17 protein-coding genes are annotated in these 24704 nt (G+C 67.5%); 11 read left to right on the forward strand and 6 right to left on the reverse strand.

Features of this window, described 5'->3' with window-relative positions; genetic code table 11:
- Nucleotides 1-141: 141 nt before the first annotated feature.
- Entirely contained in the window at nucleotides 142-573 is a 432-nt protein-coding gene (locus AC5P98_RS01585; protein WP_014646276.1) for an OsmC family protein, read from the forward strand.
- Nucleotides 574-739: 166 nt separating this feature from the next.
- On the opposite strand, the gene AC5P98_RS01590 is transcribed toward AC5P98_RS01585, so the two are convergent.
- Entirely contained in the window at nucleotides 740-1618 is an 879-nt protein-coding gene (locus AC5P98_RS01590; protein ID WP_049405950.1) for a PhzF family phenazine biosynthesis protein, read from the reverse strand.
- 129 nt (nucleotides 1619-1747) lie between these two features.
- Nucleotides 1748-2620, reverse strand: coding sequence for a PhzF family phenazine biosynthesis protein (locus tag AC5P98_RS01595; protein WP_014646278.1), 873 nt, complete (start codon nucleotides 2618-2620; stop codon nucleotides 1748-1750).
- Between the two features lie 75 nt (nucleotides 2621-2695).
- On the opposite strand from AC5P98_RS01595, the gene AC5P98_RS01600 reads away from it, so the two are divergent.
- From AC5P98_RS01600 to murD, 3 genes are all read left to right on the forward strand, one after another.
- Nucleotides 2696-5290: a bifunctional aspartate kinase/diaminopimelate decarboxylase gene (locus AC5P98_RS01600; protein WP_046429381.1), complete on the forward strand. Its 2595-nt coding sequence runs from the start codon at nucleotides 2696-2698 to the stop codon at nucleotides 5288-5290.
- Between the two features lie 76 nt (nucleotides 5291-5366).
- The gene (gene murL, locus AC5P98_RS01605) at nucleotides 5367-6719 is read left to right on the forward strand and encodes a UDP-N-acetyl-alpha-D-muramoyl-L-alanyl-L-glutamate epimerase (protein WP_049404970.1); all 1353 of its coding nucleotides are present in this window, start codon (nucleotides 5367-5369) and stop codon (nucleotides 6717-6719) included.
- Entirely contained in the window at nucleotides 6700-8109 is a 1410-nt protein-coding gene (gene murD, locus AC5P98_RS01610; RefSeq protein ID WP_049404975.1) for a UDP-N-acetylmuramoyl-L-alanine--D-glutamate ligase, read from the forward strand. Before murL ends, murD begins: the two co-directional genes overlap by 20 nt.
- A 77-nt stretch (nucleotides 8110-8186) precedes the next feature.
- On the opposite strand, the gene AC5P98_RS01615 is transcribed toward murD, so the two are convergent.
- Complete coding sequence (locus tag AC5P98_RS01615) at nucleotides 8187-8780, reverse strand: SMI1/KNR4 family protein (protein ID WP_049404969.1); 594 nt, start codon at nucleotides 8778-8780, stop codon at nucleotides 8187-8189.
- Between the two features lie 133 nt (nucleotides 8781-8913).
- Here AC5P98_RS01615 and AC5P98_RS01620 point away from each other — a divergent pair, with 133 nt between their 5' ends.
- A complete protein-coding gene (locus tag AC5P98_RS01620; protein WP_049404968.1) occupies nucleotides 8914-9705 on the forward strand; it encodes a dienelactone hydrolase family protein in 792 nt (263 codons plus the stop codon).
- Nucleotides 9706-9878: 173 nt separating this feature from the next.
- On the opposite strand, the gene AC5P98_RS01625 is transcribed toward AC5P98_RS01620, so the two are convergent.
- Nucleotides 9879-10877: a polyprenyl synthetase family protein gene (locus tag AC5P98_RS01625; protein WP_049404967.1), complete on the reverse strand. Its 999-nt coding sequence runs from the start codon at nucleotides 10875-10877 to the stop codon at nucleotides 9879-9881.
- 214 nt (nucleotides 10878-11091) lie between these two features.
- Between AC5P98_RS01625 and AC5P98_RS01630 the strand changes: the two genes are divergently transcribed.
- Nucleotides 11092-12705, forward strand: coding sequence for an alpha-glucosidase family protein (locus AC5P98_RS01630; protein WP_049404966.1), 1614 nt, complete (start codon nucleotides 11092-11094; stop codon nucleotides 12703-12705).
- 208 nt (nucleotides 12706-12913) lie between these two features.
- On the opposite strand, the gene AC5P98_RS01635 is transcribed toward AC5P98_RS01630, so the two are convergent.
- Nucleotides 12914-15667, reverse strand: a complete 2754-nt coding sequence (locus tag AC5P98_RS01635) for a TonB-dependent receptor (RefSeq protein WP_495229827.1) — start codon at nucleotides 15665-15667, stop codon at nucleotides 12914-12916.
- A 275-nt stretch (nucleotides 15668-15942) separates the two neighbouring features.
- Complete coding sequence (locus AC5P98_RS01640) at nucleotides 15943-17997, reverse strand: glycoside hydrolase family 97 protein (RefSeq protein WP_069117480.1); 2055 nt, start codon at nucleotides 17995-17997, stop codon at nucleotides 15943-15945.
- Nucleotides 17998-18234: 237 nt separating this feature from the next.
- Here AC5P98_RS01640 and AC5P98_RS01645 point away from each other — a divergent pair, with 237 nt between their 5' ends.
- From AC5P98_RS01645 to AC5P98_RS01665, 5 genes are all read left to right on the forward strand, one after another.
- Complete coding sequence (locus AC5P98_RS01645) at nucleotides 18235-20427, forward strand: glucosidase family protein (protein ID WP_495229828.1); 2193 nt, start codon at nucleotides 18235-18237, stop codon at nucleotides 20425-20427.
- Nucleotides 20424-21911 carry an MFS transporter gene (locus tag AC5P98_RS01650; protein WP_495229829.1) on the forward strand — a complete coding sequence of 496 codons (1488 nt, stop codon included), beginning with the start codon at nucleotides 20424-20426 and terminating at the stop codon, nucleotides 21909-21911. The genes AC5P98_RS01645 and AC5P98_RS01650 overlap by 4 nt, the downstream gene beginning before the upstream one ends.
- On the forward strand, nucleotides 21911-23626 hold the full coding sequence (locus tag AC5P98_RS01655) for an alpha-amylase family glycosyl hydrolase (protein WP_049404962.1): 1716 nt from the start codon (nucleotides 21911-21913) through the stop codon (nucleotides 23624-23626). Before AC5P98_RS01650 ends, AC5P98_RS01655 begins: the two co-directional genes overlap by 1 nt.
- A 120-nt stretch (nucleotides 23627-23746) precedes the next feature.
- Nucleotides 23747-24133 carry an SseB family protein gene (locus AC5P98_RS01660; protein WP_021203054.1) on the forward strand — a complete coding sequence of 129 codons (387 nt, stop codon included), beginning with the start codon at nucleotides 23747-23749 and terminating at the stop codon, nucleotides 24131-24133.
- Between the two features lie 142 nt (nucleotides 24134-24275).
- Nucleotides 24276-24593 carry a hypothetical protein gene (locus AC5P98_RS01665; protein ID WP_049404961.1) on the forward strand — a complete coding sequence of 106 codons (318 nt, stop codon included), beginning with the start codon at nucleotides 24276-24278 and terminating at the stop codon, nucleotides 24591-24593.
- Nucleotides 24594-24704 lie beyond the last annotated feature (111 nt).

A 24704-nucleotide genomic window follows, 5' to 3' on the forward strand; every position in this document is an offset into this window, starting at 1 on the left:
AGGGAAAAGTCCGCGTCGGTCTGGCGAAGAAGTGACCAGCTGTCCGATGTCCGGCGGACGTGCGGCATGCGGCGGAGCGACGCAGGGCTAACGCGTCCCGTGCGAGAGTGGCCGTTCATCACCGCCACGCAGGAGCAGCACATGGGAATCTCGCGACACGCCACCGCGCACTGGGAAGGCGATCTGAAGTCGGGCAAGGGACAGCTGAGCACGCCGCAGAGCGGGCTGCTGGACAAGACCCGCTACGGTTTCAACAGCCGCTTCGGCGACGAGAAGGGCACCAATCCGGAGGAGCTGATCGCCGCCGCGCACGCCGGCTGTTTCACCATGGCGCTGTCGGCCAAGCTTGGTGAGGCCGGCTTCACCCCGACCTCGCTGGACACCGAGGCCAAGGTCGATCTGTCCCTGGAGGGCGGGCCGCAGCTGTCGCAGATCCGGCTGAAGGTGAAGGCCGTGGTGCCGGGCATCGACGCCGCACAGTTCCGTGCCATTGCCGATGACGCCAAGCAGAACTGCCCGGTGTCCAAGGCGCTGAGCGCGGTGCCGATCAGCCTGGAAGCCGAACTGGGCTGAGCCACGGTAGTGCCGGCCGCGGGCCGGCAACCGCATGATGCCGGGGTCCATGTAGCAGCCGGCCAGCGTTATGGCGGCCTTCCTGGTCCCCACCCTCCGGGCCGTCGCGTCCGACGTTGGCAGCGGCTCCTGCCGCTGCCTTCGGCTCTACCACCCGCCAGCGCGATCACCAATCAAGGGTGCCGGTAATCACCGTCTGCACCTGCCCGCCCGACCAGACCTCGCCGTCTTCATCGACGCGCAGGGTCAGGCGCGCGTCGTGGCCGACTTCGCGGCCCTGGCTGACTTCGAACGATTCACGGCCCCGCGGCAGCGCATCGCGCAGGTCCAGCCATGCGGCCAGCACCGCATTGGCAGCACCGGAGGCGGCGTCCTCGAAGCGGCGGCCATTGCCGACAAAGGCGCGCACCGCCAGATCGAAGCCTTCGCCGCCATCGCTGAAGGCGTAGGCAAACACGCCCATGCTGTCGGTGGATTCGGCCAGAGCCGCGACCGCGTCCCAGTCCGGGCGCAGTGCGCGCAGTGCCGCTTCATCGGCCACCTGCACCACCCACCAGCTGCGCCCGCCCTGCATGCGCGCTGGCGGCAGCGAGCCCAGCGGCCAATTCTTCAGCGCCGCCTGCAGGCGCGGGTCGGTGGCCTCGGCGATCTCCGCCAGCTGCGCGCGCGGGGTGCGAATGGCAATGCGCTGCTGCGCGCCCTCGCCGTTCACGCGCAGCGGCAGCGCACCGGCAATGCCATCCTGCACGAGCACGCCGTCGACTGGCGCGGCCAGGCCCGCCTGCAGCACCGCATGCGCGGTGCCGACGCTGGGATGGCCGGCGAACGGGACCTCCTTCTGCGGGCTGAACATGCGCAGCCGGTAGCTGGCGCCTGCGACCTGCGGCGGGAACACGAAGGTGGTCTCGGGCAGGCGCGTCCAGCGCGCAATGGCCTGCATGCTGGCATCGTCCAGGCCTTCGGCATCAAGCACCACGGCCAGCGGATTGCCGGCACCGGCGCGCGGGGAGAACACATCCAGCTGCAGGAAACGGCGGGTGGACATCAGGCAGGACTCCAGTAAACAGGCGGCATAGCGTAGCGCGGGGCACAAAAAAGGGGACGGAGGGAATTAAGTCGCTTGTGCCCCAAGTGCCATAAGCGACTTAATTCCCTCCGTCCCCTTTTTTGTGCGCTACCAGCGAAGGTGGCCGTCGATGACCGGCTGCACCTGGCCGCCGATCCAGACCGTGCCCTGCGCGTCGACCTGCACCTGCACGTGGCCATCGCGGCCGACTTCGCGGCCCTGGCTGGCCACGTAGTGGCCCTCGCGGCCGGGCAGGGCGTTGCGCTGCCGCAGCCAGGCAGCGATCAGGGCATTGGCGCTGCCGGTGACCGGATCTTCCGGCACGCTGGCCGCATCGGCGGGGCAGAATGCGCGCACCACACGGGTGTGGTCGGTACCGGCTTCGTCGGCGAATACGGCCACGCCGGTGGCCTCGGTGGCAAGGCTCCAGTCACGCAGGGCGGCCATGTCCGGCGCCAGGCCGCGCACAGCGGCGGCATCGCGCAGCGGCAGCAGCCACCAGCGCGCGCCGTTGTCCCAGAGTTCGGGCACGTGCCCGTTGGCGGCGAGGGCCAGCAGTGTTTCGGGTGCCGCATCTGCGCCAGTCGCCAGTTGCCGCGCCGGTGGGCTGGCCAGCTGGATCTGGAGTGCTTCGGCCGGGCCGCTCACCCGCACGGGCAGCACCCCCGCCGCGCACTGCTGCAGCAGGGCGCCGTCGCGAGGCTGGGCCAGGCCGCAGCTCACCGCCGCCCAGGCCGCGCCGACGCTCGGGTGGCCGGCGAAGGCCAGCTCACGGGTCGGGGTGAAGATGCGGATGTGGTAGTCGGCGCCGGGCGCGCTGGGGCGCAGGAAGAACACCGTCTCGGACAGGTTCAGCCAGGCGGCCAGGGCCTGCATCTGCTCGCCGGAGAGCGCATCGGCGTCCAGGAGGGCACCCAGTGGATTCCCGGTTCCGGGGCGGGAGGCGAAGACATCGAGCTGCAGGTAACGGAGGAGGGCCATCTACGGGGATATTGCGCTTAGAATCAAAGGTTCCGCCCCCAAGGGCGGCTTCCCCACATTCTACATAGCCAATCCATGTCAGCTTCCCCCCTTGTCGATCGTTGGATCGTACTGAAGTTCGGCGGCACTTCGGTGTCGCGTCGTCACCGCTGGGACACGATCGGGAAGCTGGCGAAAAAACGCGCGGAAGAGACCGGCTCGCGCGTGCTGGTGGTGGTGTCGGCGCTGTCCGGGGTCACCAACGAGCTGACCGCGATCGCCGATGGCGCGCCGGACAGCCGTGATCGCGTGGCCGCGCTGGTCGAACGCCATGAAGGCTTCCTGGCCGAACTGGGCCTGGGCCGCGAAGTACTGGCCGAGCGCCTGGCGGCACTGCAGGGCCTGCTCGACGACCCGCGTGCGGCCACCCGTCCGCTGCAGTGGCAGGCCGAAGTGCTGGGCCAGGGCGAACTGTTGTCGTCCACGCTGGGCGCGGCCTACCTGCACGCCTCGGGCCTGGACATGGGCTGGATGGATGCCCGCCAGTGGCTGGACGCGATGCCGCCGCAGCCGAACCAGAGCGACTGGTCACAGCGCCTGTCGGTGAACTGCCAGTGGCGTGCCGATGCGGAGTGGATGCAGCGCTTCCGCGCGCAGCCGACCCGCCTGCTGATCACCCAGGGTTTCATCTCGCGGCATGCCGATGGCGGTACCGCCATCCTCGGCCGTGGTGGCTCGGATACCTCGGCGGCGTACTTCGGCGCGCTGCTCGGCGCCAGCCGCGTGGAAATCTGGACCGATGTGCCGGGCATGTTCAGTGCCAACCCGAAGGATGTGCCGGACGCGCGCCTGCTGACCCGCCTGGACTACTACGAGGCGCAGGAAATCGCCACCACTGGTGCCAAGGTGCTGCATCCGCGCTCGATCAAGCCGTGCCGCGATGCAGGCGTGCCGATGGCCATCCTCGATACCGAGCGTCCGGAACTGCCGGGCACCAGCATTGACGGCAGTGCTGCACCGGTACCAGGCGTCAAGGCGATCAGCCGCCGCAACGGCATCGTGCTGGTGTCGATGGAAGGCATCGGCATGTGGCAGCAGGTCGGCTTCCTGGCCGATGTGTTCAACCTGTTCAAGAAGCATGGCCTGTCGGTGGACTTGATCGGTTCGGCCGAGACCAACGTCACCGTGTCGCTGGACCCGTCCGAGAACCTGGTCAACACCGATGTGCTGGCCGCGCTGTCGGCCGACCTGTCGCAGATCTGCAAGGTGAAGGTGATCGTGCCGTGCGCGGCGATCACCCTGGTCGGCCGTGGCATGCGTTCTCTGCTGCACAAGCTGTCGGACGTGTGGGCCACCTTCGGCCGCGAGCGCGTGCACATGATTTCGCAGTCGTCCAACGACCTGAACCTGACCTTCGTCATCGACGAGGCCGATGCCGATGGCCTGCTGCCGATCCTGCATGCCGAGCTGATCGACAGCGGTGCGATGCCGGTGGAAGAAACCGAAGTGTTCGGCCCGCGCTGGCGCGAGATTGCCGGCACCGTGCGCCCGCGCGGCACGCCGTGGTGGCGCGGCCAGCGTGCGCACCTGCTGCAGCTGGCCGATGCCGGTACGCCGCGCTATGTCTACCACCTGCCGACGGTACGCGCCCGCGCCCGCGCGCTGGCCGCGATCAAGCCGATCGACCAGCGTTACTACGCGATCAAGGCCAACAGCCATCCGGCCATCCTGCAGTTGCTGGAAGCCGAGGGCTTCGGGCTGGAGTGCGTCTCGTACGGCGAGCTGAAGCATGTGTTCCAGCACCTGCCGGAGCTGTCGCCGCGGCGCGTGCTGTTCACTCCCAGCTTCTGCCCGCGCAGCGAGTACGAGGCGGCGTTCGCCCTTGGCGTGACCGTCACCGTCGACAACGTCGAAGCGCTGCAGCGCTGGCCGGACCTGTTCCGCAACCGCGAGCTGTGGCTGCGCGTCGACCTGGGGCGTGGCGAAGGCCACCATGCCAAGGTCCGCACCGGCGGCAAGGAGTCCAAGTTCGGCCTGCCGATCGCCCGCGTGGACGAGTTCGTGCGCGCGGCCACCGAGCTGGGCAGCCGCGTGGTCGGCCTGCATGCGCACCTGGGCAGTGGCGTGGAAACCGCGCAGCACTGGCGCCTGATGTGCGATGAGCTGGCCGGCTTCGCCCGCCGCATCGGCAGCGTGCACACCATCGACATCGGTGGCGGCCTGCCGATTCCGTACAGCGACGAAGACGAGCCGTTCGACCTGGACGCCTGGGCCGAGGGCCTGGCCGAGGTCAAGGCGCTGCACCCGGCGTTCCGCCTGGCGATCGAGCCGGGCCGCTACCTGGTGGCCGAATCGGGCGTGCTGCTGACCCATGCCACCCAGGTGGTGGAAAAGGACGGCGTGCGCCGCGTGGGCCTGGATGCCGGCATGAACACGCTGATGCGCCCGGCCCTGTACGACGCCTGGCACGACATCGAGAATCTCAGCCGCCAGGGTGGTTATGCCGAAGCGGCGTTCGATGTGGTCGGCCCGATCTGCGAATCCAGCGATGTGTTCGGCAAGCGCCGCAAGCTGCCGGTGTCAACTGCGCCGGACGACGTGATGCTGATCGCCGACGCCGGCGCGTACGGCTATGTGATGGCCAACACCTACAACCAGCGGATGCTGCCGCGCGAAGACGTGATCGAATGACCACCGCGCGCGCCCTGCACCCGCCCACCGACACGTCCCGCGCCATCGCGCGGGCCCGTGCCTGACCGGATACACCATGACTGCTTTCGACAAACACCAGGTTTCCCGCTTCCGCTTCGTCCGCTGCGAATTCGCCGCGGATACCGGCGTGGCCAAGCTGGTCTACGCCTTTGATGACGGCCCGGAGATGGTGGAAACCATCACCGTGCCGGGCGCCCCGTTCGTGCTGGACGAAGCGCGTAGCGCCGCCGTGCAGCGCGCGCTGCAGCTGCTGCACCTGATCGCCGGTGTCAGCTACTACAAGGCCGGCGTACCGGATACGGTCAGCATCGAAAGCTACAGCATCGATGCCGATACCGCCGCGCTGGTGGAGACCATTTACCTCAACGGCCTGGGCGAATTCGCCTACCGCAACGGCCTGAACCTGCGCGGCCGCTTCCGGTTGCCGGTGCAGGGCGAGGCCGTGCAGGCGCCGGCGCTGGGCCTGCAGCCGCACGCGCTGGTGGCCATCGGCGGCGGCAAGGATTCGCTGGTCAGCATCGAAGCGCTGCGCCGTGCCGGCGTGGACGAGACCGTGACCTGGATCGGTGGCTCGCAGCTGATCCGTGCGTGCGCCGAGCGCACTGGCCTGCCGACCTTGAACCTGGGCCGCACGCTGGCACCGGAACTGTTCGAGTTGAACCGCCAGGGCGCCTGGAACGGCCATATCCCGGTGACGGTGGTGAACTCGGCGATCATGGTGCTGGCCGCGTTGCTGCACGGCGTGGACCAGGTCGTGTTCTCCAACGAGCGCTCGGCCAGCTACGGCAGCCAGATTCCAGGCACCGGCGAAGTGAACCACCAGTGGTCCAAGGGGTGGGCCTGCGAGCAGGCCTTCGGTAGCCATGTGCAGAAGTACGTGGCGGCGGACCTGCAGTACTACTCGCTGCTGCGCCCGATGTCCGAGCTGGCGGTGGCCCGCCAGTTCGCCAAGAGTGACTTCTACGACGCGCATTTCTCCAGCTGCAACCGCAACTTCCACATCCTCGGCGAGCGCCCGGTGAACCGCTGGTGCGGCGTCTGCCCGAAATGCCATTTCGTGTTCCTGGCGCTGGCCCCGTTCATGCCCAAGACGCGCCTGGTGCGCATCTTCGGCCGCAACCTGCTGGACGATGCCGAGCAGGCCGGTGGCTTCGATGCGCTGCTTGAATTCCAGGACCACAAGCCGTTCGAGTGCGTGGGCGAAGGCCGCGAATCGCGTGCGGCGATGGCGACCCTGGCACAGCGCCCGGAGTGGAAGGAAGACGTGCTGGTGAAGCGCTTCTGCAACGAGATCCAGCCGCAGCTGGATGCCGCCGAACTGGAACTGGCACCGCTGCTGCAGCTGCAGGGCGAGCACCGTGTTCCAGCTGCGCTGTGGGAACGGGTGCGTGAAGATTTCGAAGCTTGAAGGAAAGCGCGTCGCCCTGTGGGGCTGGGGCCGTGAGGGCCGCGCCGCGTTTGCGGTGCTGCGCGCGCGCCTGCCCACGCTGGCATTGAGCCTGTTCTGCCCGGCGTCCGAGGTCGAGGCGGCGCGTGCGGAAACGAAGGGCGCGCTGGACGTTCGTGGCGAGCCTTCCGCTGAAGCGCTGGCTGCGTTCGACGTGGTGATCAAATCGCCCGGCATCAGCCCCTACCAGCCGATCGCGCTGGCGGCTGCAGGGCAGGGCACCAGCTTCATTGGTGGCACCGCGCTGTGGTTCGCCGAACACGCGGCCGACGATGGCATCGTGCACGACACCGTGTGCGTGACCGGTACCAAGGGCAAGAGCACCACCACCGCGCTGGTTGCGCACCTGCTGCGTGCCGCCGGCCATCGCACCGGCCTGGTCGGCAACATCGGCCTGCCGCTGCTGGAAGTGCTGGATCCGCAGCCCGCGCCCGAGTACTGGGCGGTGGAACTGTCCAGCTACCAGACCGGTGAGGTGGCACGCAGTGGCGGCCGCCCGCAGGTGGCGGTGGTGCTGAACCTGTTCCCGGAACACCTGGACTGGCACGGCAGCGAACAGCGTTACATCGAAGACAAGCTGCGGCTGGTGACTGAAGCCGCACCGCGCATCGCTGTGCTCAACGCCGCCGATCCGCACCTGGCCGCGCTGTCGCTGCCCGACAGCGCAGTGGTCTGGTTCAACCAGCCGCAGGGCTGGCACATGCGCGGCGACATCGTGCATCGCGGTGAGCAGGCCGTGTTTGATACCCGCAACACGCCGCTGCCAGGCCGCCACAACCGCGGCAACCTGTGCGCGGTGCTGGCCGCGCTGGAAGCGCTGGGGCTGGATGCCGCGGCGCTTGCGCCGGCGGTGCAGGACTTCCGTCCGCTGCCGAACCGCCTGCAGCGCATCGGCGTGGCCGATGGCCTGACCTACGTCAACGATTCGATCAGCACCACGCCGCATGCCAGCCTGGCCGCGCTGGAGTGCTTCGCCGGCCAGCGCATCGCGCTGCTGGTGGGAGGGCATGACCGTGGCCTGGACTGGACCGATTTCATGCAGCACATGGCGCACGATGTGCCGCCGGTGGAGATCGTGACCATGGGCAGCAACGGCCCGCGCATCCACGCGATGCTGCAGCCGTTGGCCGACGCCGGTCGCTTCGGCCTGCATGCGGCGGGCGATCTCGCCGAGGCGATGGCCTTGGCGCGCGCCGCGCTGGGCGAACAGGGCGGGGTGGTGCTGCTGTCGCCGGGTGCACCGAGCTTTGGTGCATACCGCGACTACGTGGCGCGCGGACGTCATTTCGCCGCGCTGGCCGGGTTCGATCCGGACAGCATCAGCGCGATTCCGGGGTTGGGCATCGGGTGAGGGGTCGGATCCCTTTCCGCAGGAAAGGGCTCTGACCCCGGCGGGATCCTGTGCAGCTATCCACGCATGGCGTGGATCTACAGATCTTCGTCGATGAACGCGTAATCGCCGTCAATCAGCTGCTGCAGGTAGGCGTCGAAGCTGGGCGCGATCACCGCGTAACTGTCCGGATCATGCAGGTAGCGCACCACCTGGCCGACCGTACCGCCCGGTGCGGGATCGAAATCCAGGTACAGCATCGAGGTGCCGCCATTGTTCATGCAGTGCGAGAAGCACAGCCGACGGCTCATCGGCAGATCCGCGTCGATGCCCTCGCCGAGGATCTCCGGTTCGTCATCCAGCCACTCTTCATAGATGGAACGGATGCTGTCGTCCCACTGGTGCTGGTCCTCGAAGATCTGCGCGACCGAGCGCAGGTAGTACGGATAGCCGCCGTCCTCAACGTCCGAGCCGAGCATCAGCACGCAGACCTCGCCGCCGGGGTATTCGCGGAAGTGGGTGCCATCCACGCGCGACAGCAGTTCGACCAGGCTGTCCGGCACCTGCGGCCACTGCACACGCAGGCGCTGCAGGTCTTCGGCGCTGGCGCCCTGGACGTGGATCCATTGCGCGGCGCCATCAGCAGGCAGGCGCGGGTTCAGGCCAGACAGAAAGCGGTCAACAACGTTCATACGGAAAAAGGGGACGGAGGGGATTAAGTCGTATCCAACCACACCTGCGTCACGTCGCCAATGCAGAATGCGACGCGGGAGGGGCAAATGCGGCTTAATCCCCTCCGTCCCCTTTTTCTTGCGGAGCAGGCGCATGAATCGTTGGCGATGCGGTGTGGCGGTGATCCTGGGGCTGGCGGCGATGCCGGCGTGGGCGGCGATGAAGACCCAGCCGGTGGAATGGAAACACCAGGGCACGACCTTCAGTGGCGTGCTGGTCTATGACGACGGCGACAACGACAAGCGCCCGGGCCTGGTGATGGTGCCGAACTGGAAGGGCGTGAACGAATCGGCGGTCGAAAAGGCCAAGCAGCTGGCCGGCGATGATTACGTGGTGCTGGTGGCCGATGTCTACGGAAAGGGCGTGCGGCCGAAGACCGATGCCGAGGCCGGGCCGGTGGCAACCAAGCTGCGCAATGACAGGCCGCTGCTGCGCGCACGTGCGCTGGAGGCGGTGAACGTGCTCAGGGCGCAGGCGGGCAAGGTGCCGCTCGATGCCGGCCGGATCGGCGCGGTGGGCTTCTGTTTCGGCGGCACCACGGTGCTGGAACTGGCTCGTGCCGGTGCGCCGCTGGCCGGTGTGGTCAGCCTGCACGGTGGGTTGGGTTCACCGCTGCCGGCGCAGGCCGGTGGCAGCCATCCGTCGGTGCTGGTGCTCAACGGCGCAGACGACAGGAGCGTGACTGCCGAGGACATCGCTGGTTTCCAGAGGGAAATGAACGCGGCCAAGGTCGACTGGGAGTTCACCAACTACAGCGGGGCGGTGCACTGCTTCGCCGAGCGCGATGCCAACAGTCCGCCGGGGTGCCAGTACAACGAGCGGGCGGCCAAGCGCGCGTGGAAGGCGCTGGATGAGTTCTTCGAGGAACGCTTCGAGAAACGTTGATTCGTGCAGTGGTAGTGCCGGCCGCTGGCCGGCAACCTCATGATGCTGCGGATGTCATCGGGAATGCCGGCCAGCGGCCGGCACTACCGATGCTTCAGTGCCGACCAACGGTCGGCACCCACCGGAATGCCGGTTTGGTGGGTGCCGACCGTTGGTCGGCACACCTCAGCCGGTCAATGCGAGCGCTGCACCGCGTAGCGGGCCAGGCCGCGCAGGGCGGCCACGGCATCGTTGTCGCCCAGGCCGTCGAGCGCGCGCTCGGCGGCTGCGGCATATTCCTCTGCACGCGCGCGGCTGTACTCCAGGCCGCCGGTGGCACGGATCGCGGCCAGCACTTCCGGCATCGCCGAGGCGTCACCGTCCTGCACGATGGTGCGCAGGCGCTCGCGGGTGGCGTCGTCGGAGTGGGCCATCGCGTGGATCAGCGGCAGCGTGGCCTTGCCCTCGGCGAGGTCGTCGCCCAGGTTCTTGCCCAGCTCCTCGGCGTTGGCCGAGTAGTCCAGCACGTCGTCGGCGATCTGGAACGCGTAGCCCAGATGCATGCCGTAGTCGAACAAGGCCTGCTGGGTCGCTTCATCCACGCCGCTGGCCAGCGCGCCCAGGCGGGTGCCGGCGGCGAACAGCACCGCGGTCTTGCGCTCGATCACGCGCAGGTAGGCGGCTTCGTCGGTATCCGGATTGTGCACGTGCAGCAGCTGCAGCACTTCACCCTCGGCGATGCGGTTGGTGGCGTCGGCCAGGATCTGCATCACCGGCATGCGCTCCAGCTCGACCATCAGCTGGAAGCTGCGCGAGTACAGGAAGTCGCCGACCAGCACGCTGGGCGCGTTGCCCCACAGTGCGTTGGCGGTGCTGCGGCCACGGCGCAGGCTGGATTCGTCCACCACGTCGTCGTGCAGCAGGGTGGAGGTGTGGATGAACTCGATGATCGCCGCCAGCTGGTGGTGCTCCGGGCCAGCCTGGCCGACCGCATGGCCGGCCAGCATCACCAGCATCGGGCGCAGGCGTTTGCCGCCGGCGGAAATGATGTGGTCAGCGATCTGGTTGATCAGCACGACGTCCGAGGACAGCCGGCGCCGGATCAGGGCGTCGACGGCGGCCATGTCGGCCGCGGCAAGCGACTGGATCTGGGGCAGGCCCAGGGCGGGACGGGTGTCTTCGGTGATGGTCATGCGATCAGGCTTTCAGGCTCACCACCGATTATAGGCGCTGGCCGTGAATTCGGGCGCAAACCGGCCCGAGCGGCAATTCCAGCCCGGCCTGCGCGGCCCTCCGCGTGAATACGTATGCAGGTTGCGCCATGCCTGGGAGCCCGCCGCTAAGCTTGCCGGATCAGGATTTCGGCCCGCTGCCGGCGGGTCCCGCATGCCCGGAGGGGGGCTGTCGATGTCGCACTATCCATGGTGGCGCGGAGCCGTCATCTACCAGATCTACCCGCGCAGTTACCTTGATGCCAACGGCGATGGCGTGGGCGATCTGCCCGGCATCATTCAGCGCTTGGACCACATTGCCGCGCTGGGCGTGGATGCGATCTGGATCTCGCCGTTCTTCAGGTCGCCGATGGCCGACTTCGGCTACGACATCGCCGATTACCGCGATGTCGACCCGCTGTTCGGCAGCCTGGACGACTTTGACCGCCTGTTGGCCAAGGCCCACGGCCTGGGCCTGAAGGTGATGATCGACCAGGTGCTGAGCCACACTTCGATCGAGCATGCGTGGTTCCGCGAGAGCCGCCAGGACCGCAGCAATCCGAAGGCCGACTGGTACGTCTGGGCCGACCCGCGCGAGGATGGTACCCCGCCCAACAACTGGCTGTCGCTGTTCGGCGGCTGCGCCTGGCAGTGGGAGCCGCGCCGTGAGCAGTACTACCTGCACAACTTCCTGGTCGACCAGCCGGACCTGAACTTCCATCACCCGGACGTGCAGCAGGCGACCCTGGACAACGTGCGCTTCTGGCTCGACCGCGGCGTGGATGGCTTCCGCCTGGATGCGATCAACTTCTGCTTCCACGACGCACGGTTGCGTGACAACCCGGCCAAGCCCGCCGACAAGCGGGTGGGGCGCGGCTTCAGCCCGGACAACCCGTACGCCTACCAGTACCACTACTACAACAACACGCAGCCGGAGAACCTGCCGTTCCTGGAGCGCCTGCGCGCGCTGCTGGACGAATACCCGGGGGCGGTCAGCCTGGGCGAGATCTCTTCGGAAGACTCGCTGGCCACCACGGCCGAGTACACCCGCGAGGGCCGCCTGCACATGGGCTACAGCTTCGAGCTGCTGGTGGACGACTACAGTGCGGCCTACATCCGCGATACGGTCTCGCGCCTGGAAGCAGCGATGACCGAAGGCTGGCCGTGCTGGGCGGTTTCGAATCACGACGTGGAGCGGGCGGTCAGCCGCTGGGGCGGCCACCCGGCCGATCCGCGCCTGGCGCGGATGCTGGTGGCGATGCTGTGCTCGCTGCGCGGTTCGGTCTGCCTGTACCAGGGCGAGGAGCTGGGCCTGGCCGAGGCCGAGGTGCCGTTCGAGGCCCTGCAGGACCCTTATGGCATCACCTTCTGGCCGAATTTCAAGGGCCGTGACGGCTGCCGCACCCCGCTGCCGTGGACCGATGCACCGCTGGCCGGCTTCACCACCGGCCAGCCCTGGCTGCCGATCCCGGCCGAACACCGGGCCGCGGCGGTCGCCGTGCAGGAGCGCGACCCGCATTCGGTGCTGGCGGCGTTCCGCGCGTTTCTGGCCTGGCGGCATACCCAGCCGGCCCTCCTGCACGGCAGCATCAGATTTCTTGAAAGCGCCGAGCCCGTGCTGCTGTTCGAGCGTATGCTTGCAGATGAAACCCTCCTGCTGGCCTTCAACCTGTCGGCCGAAGCGGTGAGCCATCCGCTGCCGCCGGGCAACTGGCAGCAGGTGGTGGTACCGGGCCCGGATGCGGGCACGGTGCAGGGCAATGAACTCCAGCTGCCGCCGCGCGCGGTGTATTGCGCCCGACGCAGCTGACCGTTTTCTCCGGTGGCGGTACTTGCGGGGACGGGGCCGAAGCGCCCCGTCCCTCTTTTATGGGTGGGCCTTGCGACCAACGGCCGGCATCCGCGCAAAGGAAAACCCGCTGCCTGCGCAGCGGGTTTCCGGTCCTGCTCCCTGTTTCTGTTGCCGGCCAGCGGCCGGCACTACCGGGTCCGGCTGCCGGGCAGGGCCCGGCGCTACCTCAGAACTTGTAGTTCACGCCCAGCATGTAGGTGCGGCCCCATTCGATGTACTCCAGCGGGCGGTCCTTGCTGCCGGCGTAGGTGCGGTACGGCTCGTTGGTCAGGTTGCTGCCCTGCAGCAGCAGGGTCAGGCCACGCAGGGCGCTGCTGTCGCTGAAGGTGTAGCTGACCTGCGCATCGGTCACGTTCTCGCCGACGACATAGCGCAGGCTGCGGTTGCCGTTGAAGTTGCCGATCTCACCGATGAAGTCCGACCGCCGGCGCTGGCTGACGCGTGCTTCAAAACCGCTGCGCTCGTAATAGGCAGTGAAGTTGTACACGCGCTTGGACAGGCCCGGCAGGCTGATCGGTTCACTGCCCACGCTGGAGGCGCTCTCCGGATCCAGGATGGTGATGTCGCTCTTGTTGAAGGTCGCGCTGGCCTGCAGGCCGAAGCCACGCAGGCTGTCGGTCAGCATGTCCAGCGGGAACGATGCGGTCAGTTCCAGGCCCTTCAGCGTGCCGCCCTTGCCGTTCTGCGGCGCGGAGAAGGTGCCGGTGGTCAGCACCGGCGCATCACCTGGTTGAGAAACCCAGTTGGCCACTTGGTCGCTGAAATCATAACCATCAATTGTCTGCGTATAGACGTAACTCTTCAGGTCCTTGTAGAAGATCGCCGCCGCTACGTAGGCCTTCTCGCCGAAGTACTTCTCGTAAGACAAGTCGACCGCGGTTGCACGCCAGGGATCCAGCAGGGGGTTGCCGCCGCTGGCCCCGGGCTTGCCGGTTTCTCGGGCAACACCAAAATCCAGACCGGCGCGCATCTGATCCACGCGCGGGCGTGCGACCTGCTTGGCGACGGCGAAGCGAAGGGTCTGCTGGTGCGGGAACAGGAAGGCCAGGTTCAGGCTCGGCAACCAATCGTTATAAGTTTTCCCGCTGGCGATAGGAAGAACGTTCTCGCCCGCTGGGCGGGAGCGGTCAAAGTAGCGCGAATCCGAGCTCTGGTCGGTGTGCTGCATCTGCACGCCGATGTTGCCGCGCACGCCCACTTCACCGATGTCGGTGTTGATGTTCAGGCGCGCCCAGGCGGTGGTGATCTTCTCTTCGACCGTCCACGACTTGGGGATCAAGTAGTCCAGGTTGTCGACCGGGTTGAAGGTCATGTAACGACCCACAGCGGCCGGTACGTTCCAGGCCGGGATGGTGCCGAGGCCGGCGAAGCCCAGGTCCACCGGACGGTACTGCAGGTCCGAGGCGATGTTGGCATCGCCCTGTGCGCCGAGCAGGATGTTGCCTTCGGACTGGGTCTTCACCTTGCGGCGGTCGGCATAGTTCACGCCGATGTCGATGTCCGGTGCCCACGAGGCGATGGCATCAGGAAGGGCGATGGTGGCAGCCAGCTTGCCGCCCTTCAGGCGGTCTTCCACCTGCGGCACCTTGCCGTAGCCGGAGCCGTAGATCGTGTTGGTCAGGAACAGCGCATCGGGGTTGGAGTAGTTCAGGCCCGGGCTGATCTGCGAGAAGCCGTCCTGGCGGATCGACACGCCGACCGTATCCAGTTGCGGCATCGGGGTCAGCTGCAGGTTGTTTTCCAGGTTCAGCTCGTCGCGCGTGGCCTTGGAGTAGTTCAGGTCGGCGACCAGCTTGACGCCGCCGAAGTTGAACTCGTTGTTCCAGCCGAACGCATCGATCTTGTCCTTGCGCTTGTTGTACATGCCGCGCACCAGCGGATACACGCCGCTGGCGGTGCCGCCGGTGAACGAGCCGTTGGCGTTGACCTGCGGGTTGCTGACCAGCAGGCCCGGGGTGTAGTTGCCGTTGTAGTTGCTGAGGTTCAGCTCGAACTGGTTGGCGGTGTCGATCTGCTCGGCTTCGGTGTGGAAGGCATCGAAGGTGCTGGTCCAGCTGTTGTTCGGGCGGAACTGGATCGTGGCCATCACGCCGTCGCGCTTGTTGTTGCCGGTGCGGCGCAGCGCCTTGATGCCATCGGAGAAGTAGGTGCCGGCGCCCACGCCCGGGCGGTCGCCCTTGTCGGTGTGCTCGGTGGTCCACGGCTCGTACAGGCCGACCTGGTTCTCCTGGATCGGCATGTCGCTGTGCGCATAGCCGATGGCGATGCCCAGGGTCTTGTCCAGGAACTGGTCGATGTAGCTGGCGCTGAAGCGGTTGCCGTACGGATCGACATTGGCGGCGCGGCCCAGCGAACTCTTCTGGTAGCGGCCACTGACCGCGATCACGCGCTCGCCGAAGCTGAGCGGGCGCGCGGTCTGCATGTCGATGGTGCCCGACAGGCCCTGGCCGACCAGCGCCGCGTCCGGGGTCTTGTACACCGTCACGCCGTTGACCAGCTCGGACGGGTACTGGTCGAACTCGACGCCGCGGTTGTCGCCGGTGCTGACCACTTCGCGGCCATTGAGCAGGGTGGTGGCGAAGTCCGGCGACAGGCCGCGCACGCTGATCACCTGCGCACGCCCGGCCACGCGCTGGGCGGCTAGGCCGGGCAGGCGCGAGATGGATTCGGCGATGCTGACGTCGGGCAGCTTGCCGATGTCTTCAGCGGAGATTGCCTCGACCACCGAGGTGGCGTCCTGCTTGACCGCGATCGCGCTCTCGATGCCGCGGCGGATGCCGGTGACCTGCACCGTATCCAGGTTGGTGGCGGCGGTGCCGGCCGGCGTGGTGGTGTTCTGCGTGGACTGTGCCGACGCCAGCGTCGGCGCCAGGACAACGGCCAGCGCGATGCTCAGCGCGCTGCGCTTGTGGTTCAACATTTTCCCCTCCCAGGCAATGTTGCAGATCGATTTGTGAGCGTTCCGGCGGGGCCGTGAACGTGCGACGCGGTGGCCGCTGTCGTCGCCGCTATGGTAGGCAGCGCGTTCTTCGCGGGAATCACCCTGCATACGTATTCAATGGCGTCTGCAGGGTTGTAATCGCTTTCAGGTGCCTTGTTCGGTAGAGCCGAGCCCATGCTCGGCTGCGTTTCGGTGCTACGCACCGCCGCCCGAGCATGGGCTCGGGCGCTACGGGAGCGCAGGTAGGAAAACGTTCAGTGGATGGGCGTGAAGCGAATGGCCTGCCCACCGCCCGGTGCCAGCACCAGCGTCAGTGCATCGGCACTGGTCACCTCGCGGGTTTCGCGTGCGAACGCGAACGGGTTGCTGCGGAAATCAGCGCCTTCACCATCGCGGTAGATCTCGGCGCGATAGCGCACGCCTGGCTCCAGGAAGCCCAGCGGTACCGGCAGCACGCGGCCGTGTTCGTCGGTGATGCTGCCGAGGAACCAGTCGCGGCTGTTGCGGTCGCGGCGCACGATCGTCACGTAGTCACCCACTTCGCCGTCGAGCACGCGGCTCTGCTCCCAGTCCACCGCCACGTCCTCGATGAAACGGAACGCCTCGCGATGCTGCAGGTAGTGTTCGGGCAGGTCCGCGGCCATCTGGATCGGGCTGTACAGCACCACGTACAGGGCAAGCTGGCGGGCCAGCGTGCTGGGAATGGCCTGGCCGTGGCGGCCCTTCAGGCTGAGGATGCCGGGGGTGTAATCCATCGGCCCGGCCAGCATGCGGGTGAACACCAGGTTGACCTCATGTCCCGGCGGGTTCGGCGGCTGGCCCCAGGCGTTGTATTCCATGCCGCGCGCGCCTTCGCGTGAGATCCAGTTGGGATAGGTGCGGCGCAGGCCGGTATCCTTTATCGGCTCATGCGGGTTGACCGACAGATGCCGGCGCGCAGCTTCCTGCACCACCTTCAGGTGGTGGCGGGCCATGAACTGCCCGTCGTGCCACTCGCGCCACAGTGGGCCCCCCGCGGGGTTGCGGCGGTCGACCTGGCCATCGTCGCAGACGTAGCCGGTCTTGAACTGGTCCACGCCCAGCCGTGCGTACAGGTCCAGCGCGGCGCCCAGCTGGTCCTCGTAGTGCTCGATGGCGCAGCCGGTTTCATGGTGGCCGATCAGGTGCACACCCTTTTTCAGGCCATACGCCGACAGCGCTTCGATATCGAAATCGGGCGTGGCACGGGTGAAATCGAAGTCGTAGCCATTGCCCACCCAGTTGCCGTCCCAGCCCGGGTTCCAGCCTTCCACCAGCACGCCACGGAAGCCATGCGCGGCGGCGAAGTCGATCACCTTCCTGGTCTTGGCGGTGGTGGCCGCGTGCTTCGGTCCGGTTGCCCAGCTCTCGTTGTCCAGGTGCATCGACCACCACACGCCCAGGTACTTGGCCGGCTTCACCCAGCTGACATCGCCCAGCGCGTTGGGTTCATTGAGGTTGAGGATCAGGTCCGATTCGACCAGGCCACCGGCACGATCGGCGATCTGCAGCGTGCGCCACGGCGTGGCGAAGGGCAGGGTGCGGCGTACCTTCCAGCCTTCGGCCGAGGGCGACAGCTGCGCGCGCAGGCGCTGCCCCTCGGTGCGCCGCAGCCACATGCCGGCATAGTCCACCAGCGCTGCCTCGTGGATCGCCACGTGCAGGCCATCGCGGCTGCGCAGGGTCATCGGCGTATGCACCAGCGGCACTTCGCGCAGCGGCGTGCGCTGATACAGGTATTCGTAGTGGATCGGTTCGCCGGCGGGAATCCACCAGGCGGTTGATTCGGGCGCGATGGCGAACTCGGTCAGTTCGTCATCGATGATGGCTTCGCGCAGGTTCGGTTGCTCAGGGAACACATACCGGAAGCCAAGGCCATCATCGTAGACGCGGAACACCACATCCAGCCGCCGCTTGCGGCCGGTGGTTTCAGCCAGCTGCACGGTCAGCTCGTTGAAGTGGTTGCGGGTGAGCCGGCGCTCGCCCCACGGCTGCTCCCAGGTGTCATCGACGCTGCGCCGCTGCTGGCCCAGCAGGGCGAAATCGCGGTCCAGGCGACCGTCGCGCAGGGCAAAGCCCAGCTTCGAATCCTCCACCACGGTGTCGCCCAGGCGCTCGACACGGTAGCGGGCGGTGCCGCCGTCCAGCAGCAGACTGACCTTCAATACCTTGCCCGGCGATTCGACGCTGGCCACCTGTGGCGCGGCCTGTACCAGCGTGGCCCACCCGATCAGGGCCAGGCCGAGCATGTGCGCGAACACCGCGCGTACAGCAGTGGATGACATCGGCAATTCCCCTCCCAAGGCGCCGTTGGCAGACCCGGACCATAAGCCAGCGCGGCGGGCGCGCCACCGCGCGATGCCATGAATACGTATGCAACTGGACGCAGCCGACAGCCCCGCGTCTACCATGGGGCCCAGGCACCTTGAGGGAGGGGCCGCGCCCGCCCGCCGGCAACGACGGTGCGGACCTACAACGCGTGCAGAGAGGGAGGGAGGCCGACGGGCGCAAGCCGGTCCGCCGCTTCGATGCTGAAGATCATTTGCCTGACCGCTGCCCTGGGGGCAGCGCTGGGATCGACCGCGCAGGCGGCCGACCTGCAATTCGACGGTCGCCATGCGCGCGCCGAAGCCGCTGCCAAGGGCAGCTTCGTGCTGCATGCGCCGAAGGGCGCAGTGCAGATCGCAGCCGCACCGATGCGCAGCCAGACCGGCAGCGTGATGTTCGATGCCCTGTTCGCGCTCGCCCAGCAGGAGATGTCCCAGGACCGCGTGGACGCGATCCGTGATCCGGCGTTCGACGAGGGCCGGCCGGTCCCGTGCGAGTGCTTCCAGACCGGTGCACGCTGGCCCTATGTGTGGACCCGTGATGTCAGCTTCGCCGCCGACCTGGCGCTGGCGCGGCTGGACCCGCAGCGCACCCGGCAGTCGCTGCAGTTCAAGCTGTCGGCAGCCCGTGACGGGCGTACGCCCGGCCTGTTCGTGGCGCAGGACACCGGTTCCGGCGGCAGCTGGCCGATCAGCAGTGATCGCGTGGTGTGGTTCCTGGCGGCACGCCACCTGCTGGAGGACCGAGCGTTTGCCGATCAGGTCTGGCAGGCGCTGCAGGGCACGCTGGCGCAGGACCGCGCGATGGTGTTCGACGCGCAGATGGGCCTGTACCGCGGCGAGACCTCCTTCCTGGACTGGCGCGAGCAGACCTATCCAGACTGGACCCGCGAGGACGTGCGTTTCATCGGTGATTCCTACGCATTGTCCACCAACGTGCTGCACTACCAGGCACTGCGCCTGGCCGAACGCCTGGCCGGGCAGCACGGCGATGCCCGCGCGGCCGACTACAGGGCATGGGCCGATGCATTGGCGCAGCAGATCGATGCGCGCTTCTGGCGCGAGGATATCGGCCAGTACATGAGCTACATCGGCGAGGCCGCGCACCCGGTGCCGTACGCCAAGGTCGATCTGCTTGGCCTGTCGCTGGGCATCCTGGCCGAAGTGCTGCCACCCGAGCGGGCGCGCCGTGCATTGGCCGCCTATCCGATGGGGCCGGCCGGCAGCCCGGTGGTGTGGCCGCAGGAGGCGCAGCAGCCGATCTACCACAACCGCGCGATCTGGCCGTTCGTCAGTGCCTATTCGCTGCGCGCGGCGCGCCAGCTGGACGATGCACCGCGCATCGCCGCCGAGATCCGCTCGCTGATGCAGGGCGCCGCGCTGGCCGGTTCCAACATGGAGAACTACGAGCTGGTCAGCCAGGCGGTGCATGTTGACGAGGGCGTGCTGAGCGGCCCGGTGGTCAACTCCGAACGCCAGCTGTGGTCGGTGGCCGGCTATCTGTCGATGGTGGTCGAGGGCGTGTTCGGCGTGCAGGACGATGGCCGCGTGCAGCCCAAGCTGCCGGCCGTGCTGGTGCCCGAACTGTTCGGCAATCAGCGCCGCATCTCCCTGGAGGCCGATGGCAGGCGTTATGTGCTGGAGCGACCGAAGCAGGTGGGTGATGGCCTGCTGGTGGCGGGCAAGGTGAAGACCCGTGGCGCCACCACCACCGTGCAGCTGGTGCCCGCCGCAGCGGCGCCACGCAGCGCGGCGACGACGGCCGACGCAGATGCGCGCGCACCAGCCACGCCGGCCGCACCGCAGGTGCAACGCAAGGGCAGGGGCTGGAATGTCGTGGTCGCTGCCGGCCAGGTGCTGTGGCAGGACGGCCGGGCGCTCGCCGCCAGCAATGGCCTTGCACGCATCGGTGACGATGGCCTGCAGCATTGCCTCAGCCTGACCCGGCGCGACGGTGCAATTGAATCGCTGCACAGCCCGATGGTCTGCGTCGGTCCGCAGCAGCGACTGAAGGGTACGCAGCGCTGGCAGTTCACCTCCGCCAGGGCCGGGCAGGTGCGCCTGCGCCTGCAGTACCGCAATCCGAACGGGCCGATCAACACCGGCGTCACCGCTGCGGTGAAGCAGCTGGTGCTGCAGTGCCCGGGCCAGCCGTTGCAGCGGCACACCGTCACCCTGCCGCACAGCGTGGCCGTGCAGGACTCGACCTCGGCGACATTCACGGTGCCCAAGGGCCGATGCACGGTCACGCTTGAAGAAGGCTTCAACATGAGCGCGCTGCAGCACTTCGCGCACTACACCGGGGGCAAGGGCGGACGCGATGGCGTGCTCAACCAAGCCCAGGTGCAGGCGCTGATGGTGGCGCCGGTGGCCGCGGCAGAGGGCGCACGATGAATCGTACCGCCAAGCCGCAGCTGTCGTTCTGGCAGATCTGGAACATGTGTTTCGGCTTCCTGGGCATCCAGTTCGGCTTCGCCCTGCAGAACGCCAATGCCAGCCGCATCTTCGAGACGCTGGGCGCGGACATCGACGCGGTGCCCGGGCTGTGGATCGCCGCGCCGCTGACCGGCCTGCTGGTGCAGCCGGTGATCGGTTACCTGTCCGACCGCACCTGGACGCGCTGGGGGCGCCGCCGTCCTTATTTCATGATCGGAGCGGTGTTGACCACGCTGGCGCTGCTGGTGATGCCGAACTCGCCGACGTTGTGGATCGCGGCGGGCACGTTGTGGGTGCTGGATGCTTCGATCAACGTATCAATGGAGCCGTTCCGCGCCTTCGTCGGCGACCAGCTGGCACCGCGCCAGCGCCCGACCGGCTACGCCATGCAGAGCTTCTTCATCGGCGTGGGCGCCATCGTCGCCAGCTTCCTGCCGTTCATCCTGGCCCACTTCGGGGTCGCCAATACGGCCGCCGCAGGTGAGGTGCCTGATACCGTGCGCTATGCGTTCTACTTCGGCGCGGTGGTGCTGTTGGCGGCAATCACCTGGACGGTGGTCAGCACCCGCGAATACTCACCGGCGGAGCTGGCCGGTTTCGATGACGCCGAACCTCCGGCACATCACGCAGCGGCGCCGATCAGCGGCCCGGCGCCCTGGGTGCAGGTGGCCGGATGGCTGGGGCTGGGCGTACTGCTGGCGCTGCTGATCACCTGGCGGCAGGGCGACCGGATGCTGTACGTGCTGGCCGGCCTGTGTGCCGGCTATGGCCTGCTGCTGGCGCTCGCGCGTACGCTGCCGGCCACGCACATGCTGGCCGCCATCGTCGGCGACCTGCGCGCGATGCCGGTCACCATGCGTCGCCTGGCGTGGGTACAGTTCTTCTCGTGGTTCGCGCTGTTTGCGATGTGGATCTACACCACCGCCGCGGTGGCTGGCGCCCACTTCGGTTCGACTGAACCAGAGTCGGCGGCCTACAACGAGGGCGCCAACTGGGTGGGCGTGCTGTTTGGCGCCTACAACGGGTTCGCCGCGTTGGCGGCGGTGCTGATTCCACTCATGGTGCGTGCGATCGGCCTGCGCTGGAGCCACCTGGTCAACCTGTGGCTGGGCGGTGCCGGCCTGGTCTCGCTGATGTTCATCCGCGATCCGCACTGGTTGCTGCTGTCGATGGTTGGCGTCGGTTTCGCCTGGGCGTCCATCCTCTCGCTGCCGTATGCACTGCTGTCCGACAGCGTGCCGGCATCGAAGATGGGCGTGTACATGGGCATCTTCAATTTCTTCATCGTGATCCCGCAGCTGGTGGCGGCCAGTGCACTCGGCTTCGCCCTGCGCACATTGCTGGGCGGCCAGCCAATGCATGTGCTGGTGCTGGGCGGCTGCAGCCTGTTCATTGCCGGCCTGTGCGTGTTGTGGGTTCCGTCCCGTCCGGAGGTGGTGTGATGCGTGCTGCGTTGTCTGTTGCTGTTTCCTTGATGCTGCTGGCCGGCCATGCGGCGGCCGCGCCGCGCCCGGACTATGTGGGCACCACCGAACCGTTCGCCAGTGATGCGGTGTACTTCGTGGTCACCGACCGTTTCGTCAACGGTGACCCGTCCAATGACCATCGTGACCAGGGCGGCAAGCTCCGCACCTTCGACATCCCGGTGCCCTGCCCGGACAAGGTGGACGGCAACATCGGCTATCTCGGCGGCGACTTCCGTGGCGTGCTCGACAATGCGCAGTACATCCGCAACCTCGGCTTCGGTGCGGTGTGGATCACGCCCATCGTTGACAACCCGGACGAGGCCTTTGCCGGCAGCAAGCCGATCAGCTGCACCAGCACGCTGACCGATCGTGGCAAGACCGGCTACCACGGGTACTGGGGCATCAACTTCTACAAGCTCGATGAGCACCTGCCCAGCAAGGACCTGGACTTCGCCGGGTTGACCAAGGGCCTGCACGGTGCCGGCTTGAAGGTGGTGCTGGACATCGTGGGCAACCACGGTTCGCCGGCCTGGACCATGCCGACACGGCAGCCGCAGTTCGGGCAGATCTTCGACAAGGACGGAAAGCTGATCGCCGACCACCAGAACCTGCCGCCGCAGGAACTGGATCCGAAGCACAACCCGCTGCACGCGTTCTACAACAACATTGGACCGGTCGACAGCAAGGACGGCTCGATCTTCGATGGCAACCTGGCCGAGCTGTCCGACTTCAACCAGGACAATCCGGCGGTGATGGACTACCTGGTCGGTGCTTACCTGCAATGGGCCGCTCAGGGCGTGGATGCGCTGCGCATCGACACCATCGGCTGGTTGCCGCACCCGTGGTGGCATGCCTTCGTCAAGCGTATCCGCGCCGAGCACCCGGGCATGTTCATGTTCGGCGAAGCGTTCGATTACGATGCCGCGCGCATTGCAGAGCACACCTGGCCGGCCAACGCCAACGTCAGCGTGCTCGACTTCCCGTTGCGCGGTGCACTGGAGCAGACCTTCGGCACCGCCGGCAAGGGTTTCGAGACCCTGGCCGAGCCGCTGCATCTGAGCGGTGGGCCGTATGCCAACCCGTACGAGCTGATGAGCTTCTACGACAACCACGACATGCCACGACTGCAGGCCAGCGACAGTGGCTTCATTGATGCACACAACTGGCTGTTCACCGCGCGCGGCATTCCGGTGGTCTATTACGGCTCGGAGACGGGCTTCATGCGTGGCCGTGCCGAGCATGCCGGCAATCGCGCTTACTTCGGCCAGCCGCGTGTGGATGCTGCGCCGAAGAGTCCGATCTTCGCGCCGCTGCAGCGTATCGCCCGGCTGCGCGCAGCCACTCCGGCGCTGCAGCGCGGCCTGCAGGTGAACGAGCGCCTGCAGGGTGATGAGGCGGTGTTCTTCCGCGTGCTGCAGCATGGCGAGGTGGCGCAGACCGCGCTGGTGCTGCTGAACAAGGGCGACAGTGCGAAGACCTTCACCGTGGCGCGGTACCTCCAGGCGGGCCGCTGGCGTGATGCGCTGGACGGCGGTTCGTTGCAGGTGGATGCTTCCCTGAAGGCCGAAGTGCCGGCGCACGGGGTGAAGGTGTACGTGCTCGATGCCGCCGTGCAGCAGCCGGCGCTGCAGGCCGAGCTGGACAAGGCGATGGCCGACCAGCGGGCGCGGGACGTGCGGCTGGGGCGGTAGTGCCGGCCGCTGGCCGGCACCCATGAATCCATGGCACCTTCAGGTGCCGGCCAGCGGCCGGCACTACCGGGGTGACCATATCCGGCACAATAGGCCCCCCTCACGCCCCGCCGTATCGCCATGACCGACCTCGCCCCGCAGACCCCGATCGAAACCCTGCTGAAGGCGGCGATGGACGGGGCGGTGCCGATCCGCGCCTTCATGGAGGCCTTCGTCGCCTCCGAGGTGGTACTGCTGACCGGCAGCCTGGTGACCCCCGATGGCAGCGGCTTCGACCCGCTGCTGTTCGACAAGCAGGGCACCCTGCACGTGGCCGTGTTCACCGATCCGTCGCGGGTGGGCATCTACAGCCAGCAGGCCGAACACCAGATCCGCTGGCGGATGCTGGACGTGCTGCGCCGGGTGCCGGGTGGCTACGGCGTGGTGATCAACCCGGGCACTTCGCTGGGCTTCGAGATCTCGCCCAGCGGCGTCGGCGAGATCCTGAAGGACTTCGCCCAGGGTTGATTGTCATGTAGAGCCAAGCCCATGCTCGGCTGCCGTTCGCGCAATGCCGGATCAGTCGAGCACGGCTCGATACTACAGAGAGCTTCCCTTCGGGCACCGTACGTGATCCCCTTTGGACTACATCGGGATCGAGGCACTCTCCATGGAATTCAGCGAATCACCCGCCGACGCACCGGCACGATCACGCCATTCCCGCTCCGCACTGGTCTTCCTGATCGCGGCCATCGTCGCCGCACTGGTGTCCATGCCTGTTCTGCGTGCGGTGGGCATGGTGCTGTGGCCGGTGTTCGCCATTGCCTGGCTGATCAACCTGGGGGCGGCCTGGCATCTGGGCCAGTGGGCGCGCCAGCAGGGCCGTCCGGCGTGGGCATTCGGGTTGCCGGCGGTGCTTGGCACCGTCGCCTCGATCGTGGTCTTCGTGCTGCTGGCGTTGCTGGGGCCGAAGGCCCCGGTGCGCTGAACTTTCGCGGTTGTCGTGGACGGTGTGCGGGGCAGGGCTCGGCACTACAGCAAGGCCAAGCCAAGCCCGCACGCGTCGCGCGGAGCACCGGCACATCGGCCGGCGCCCCGT

This window comes from Stenotrophomonas sp. YJH_SMC_135 (genome assembly GCF_059372355.1).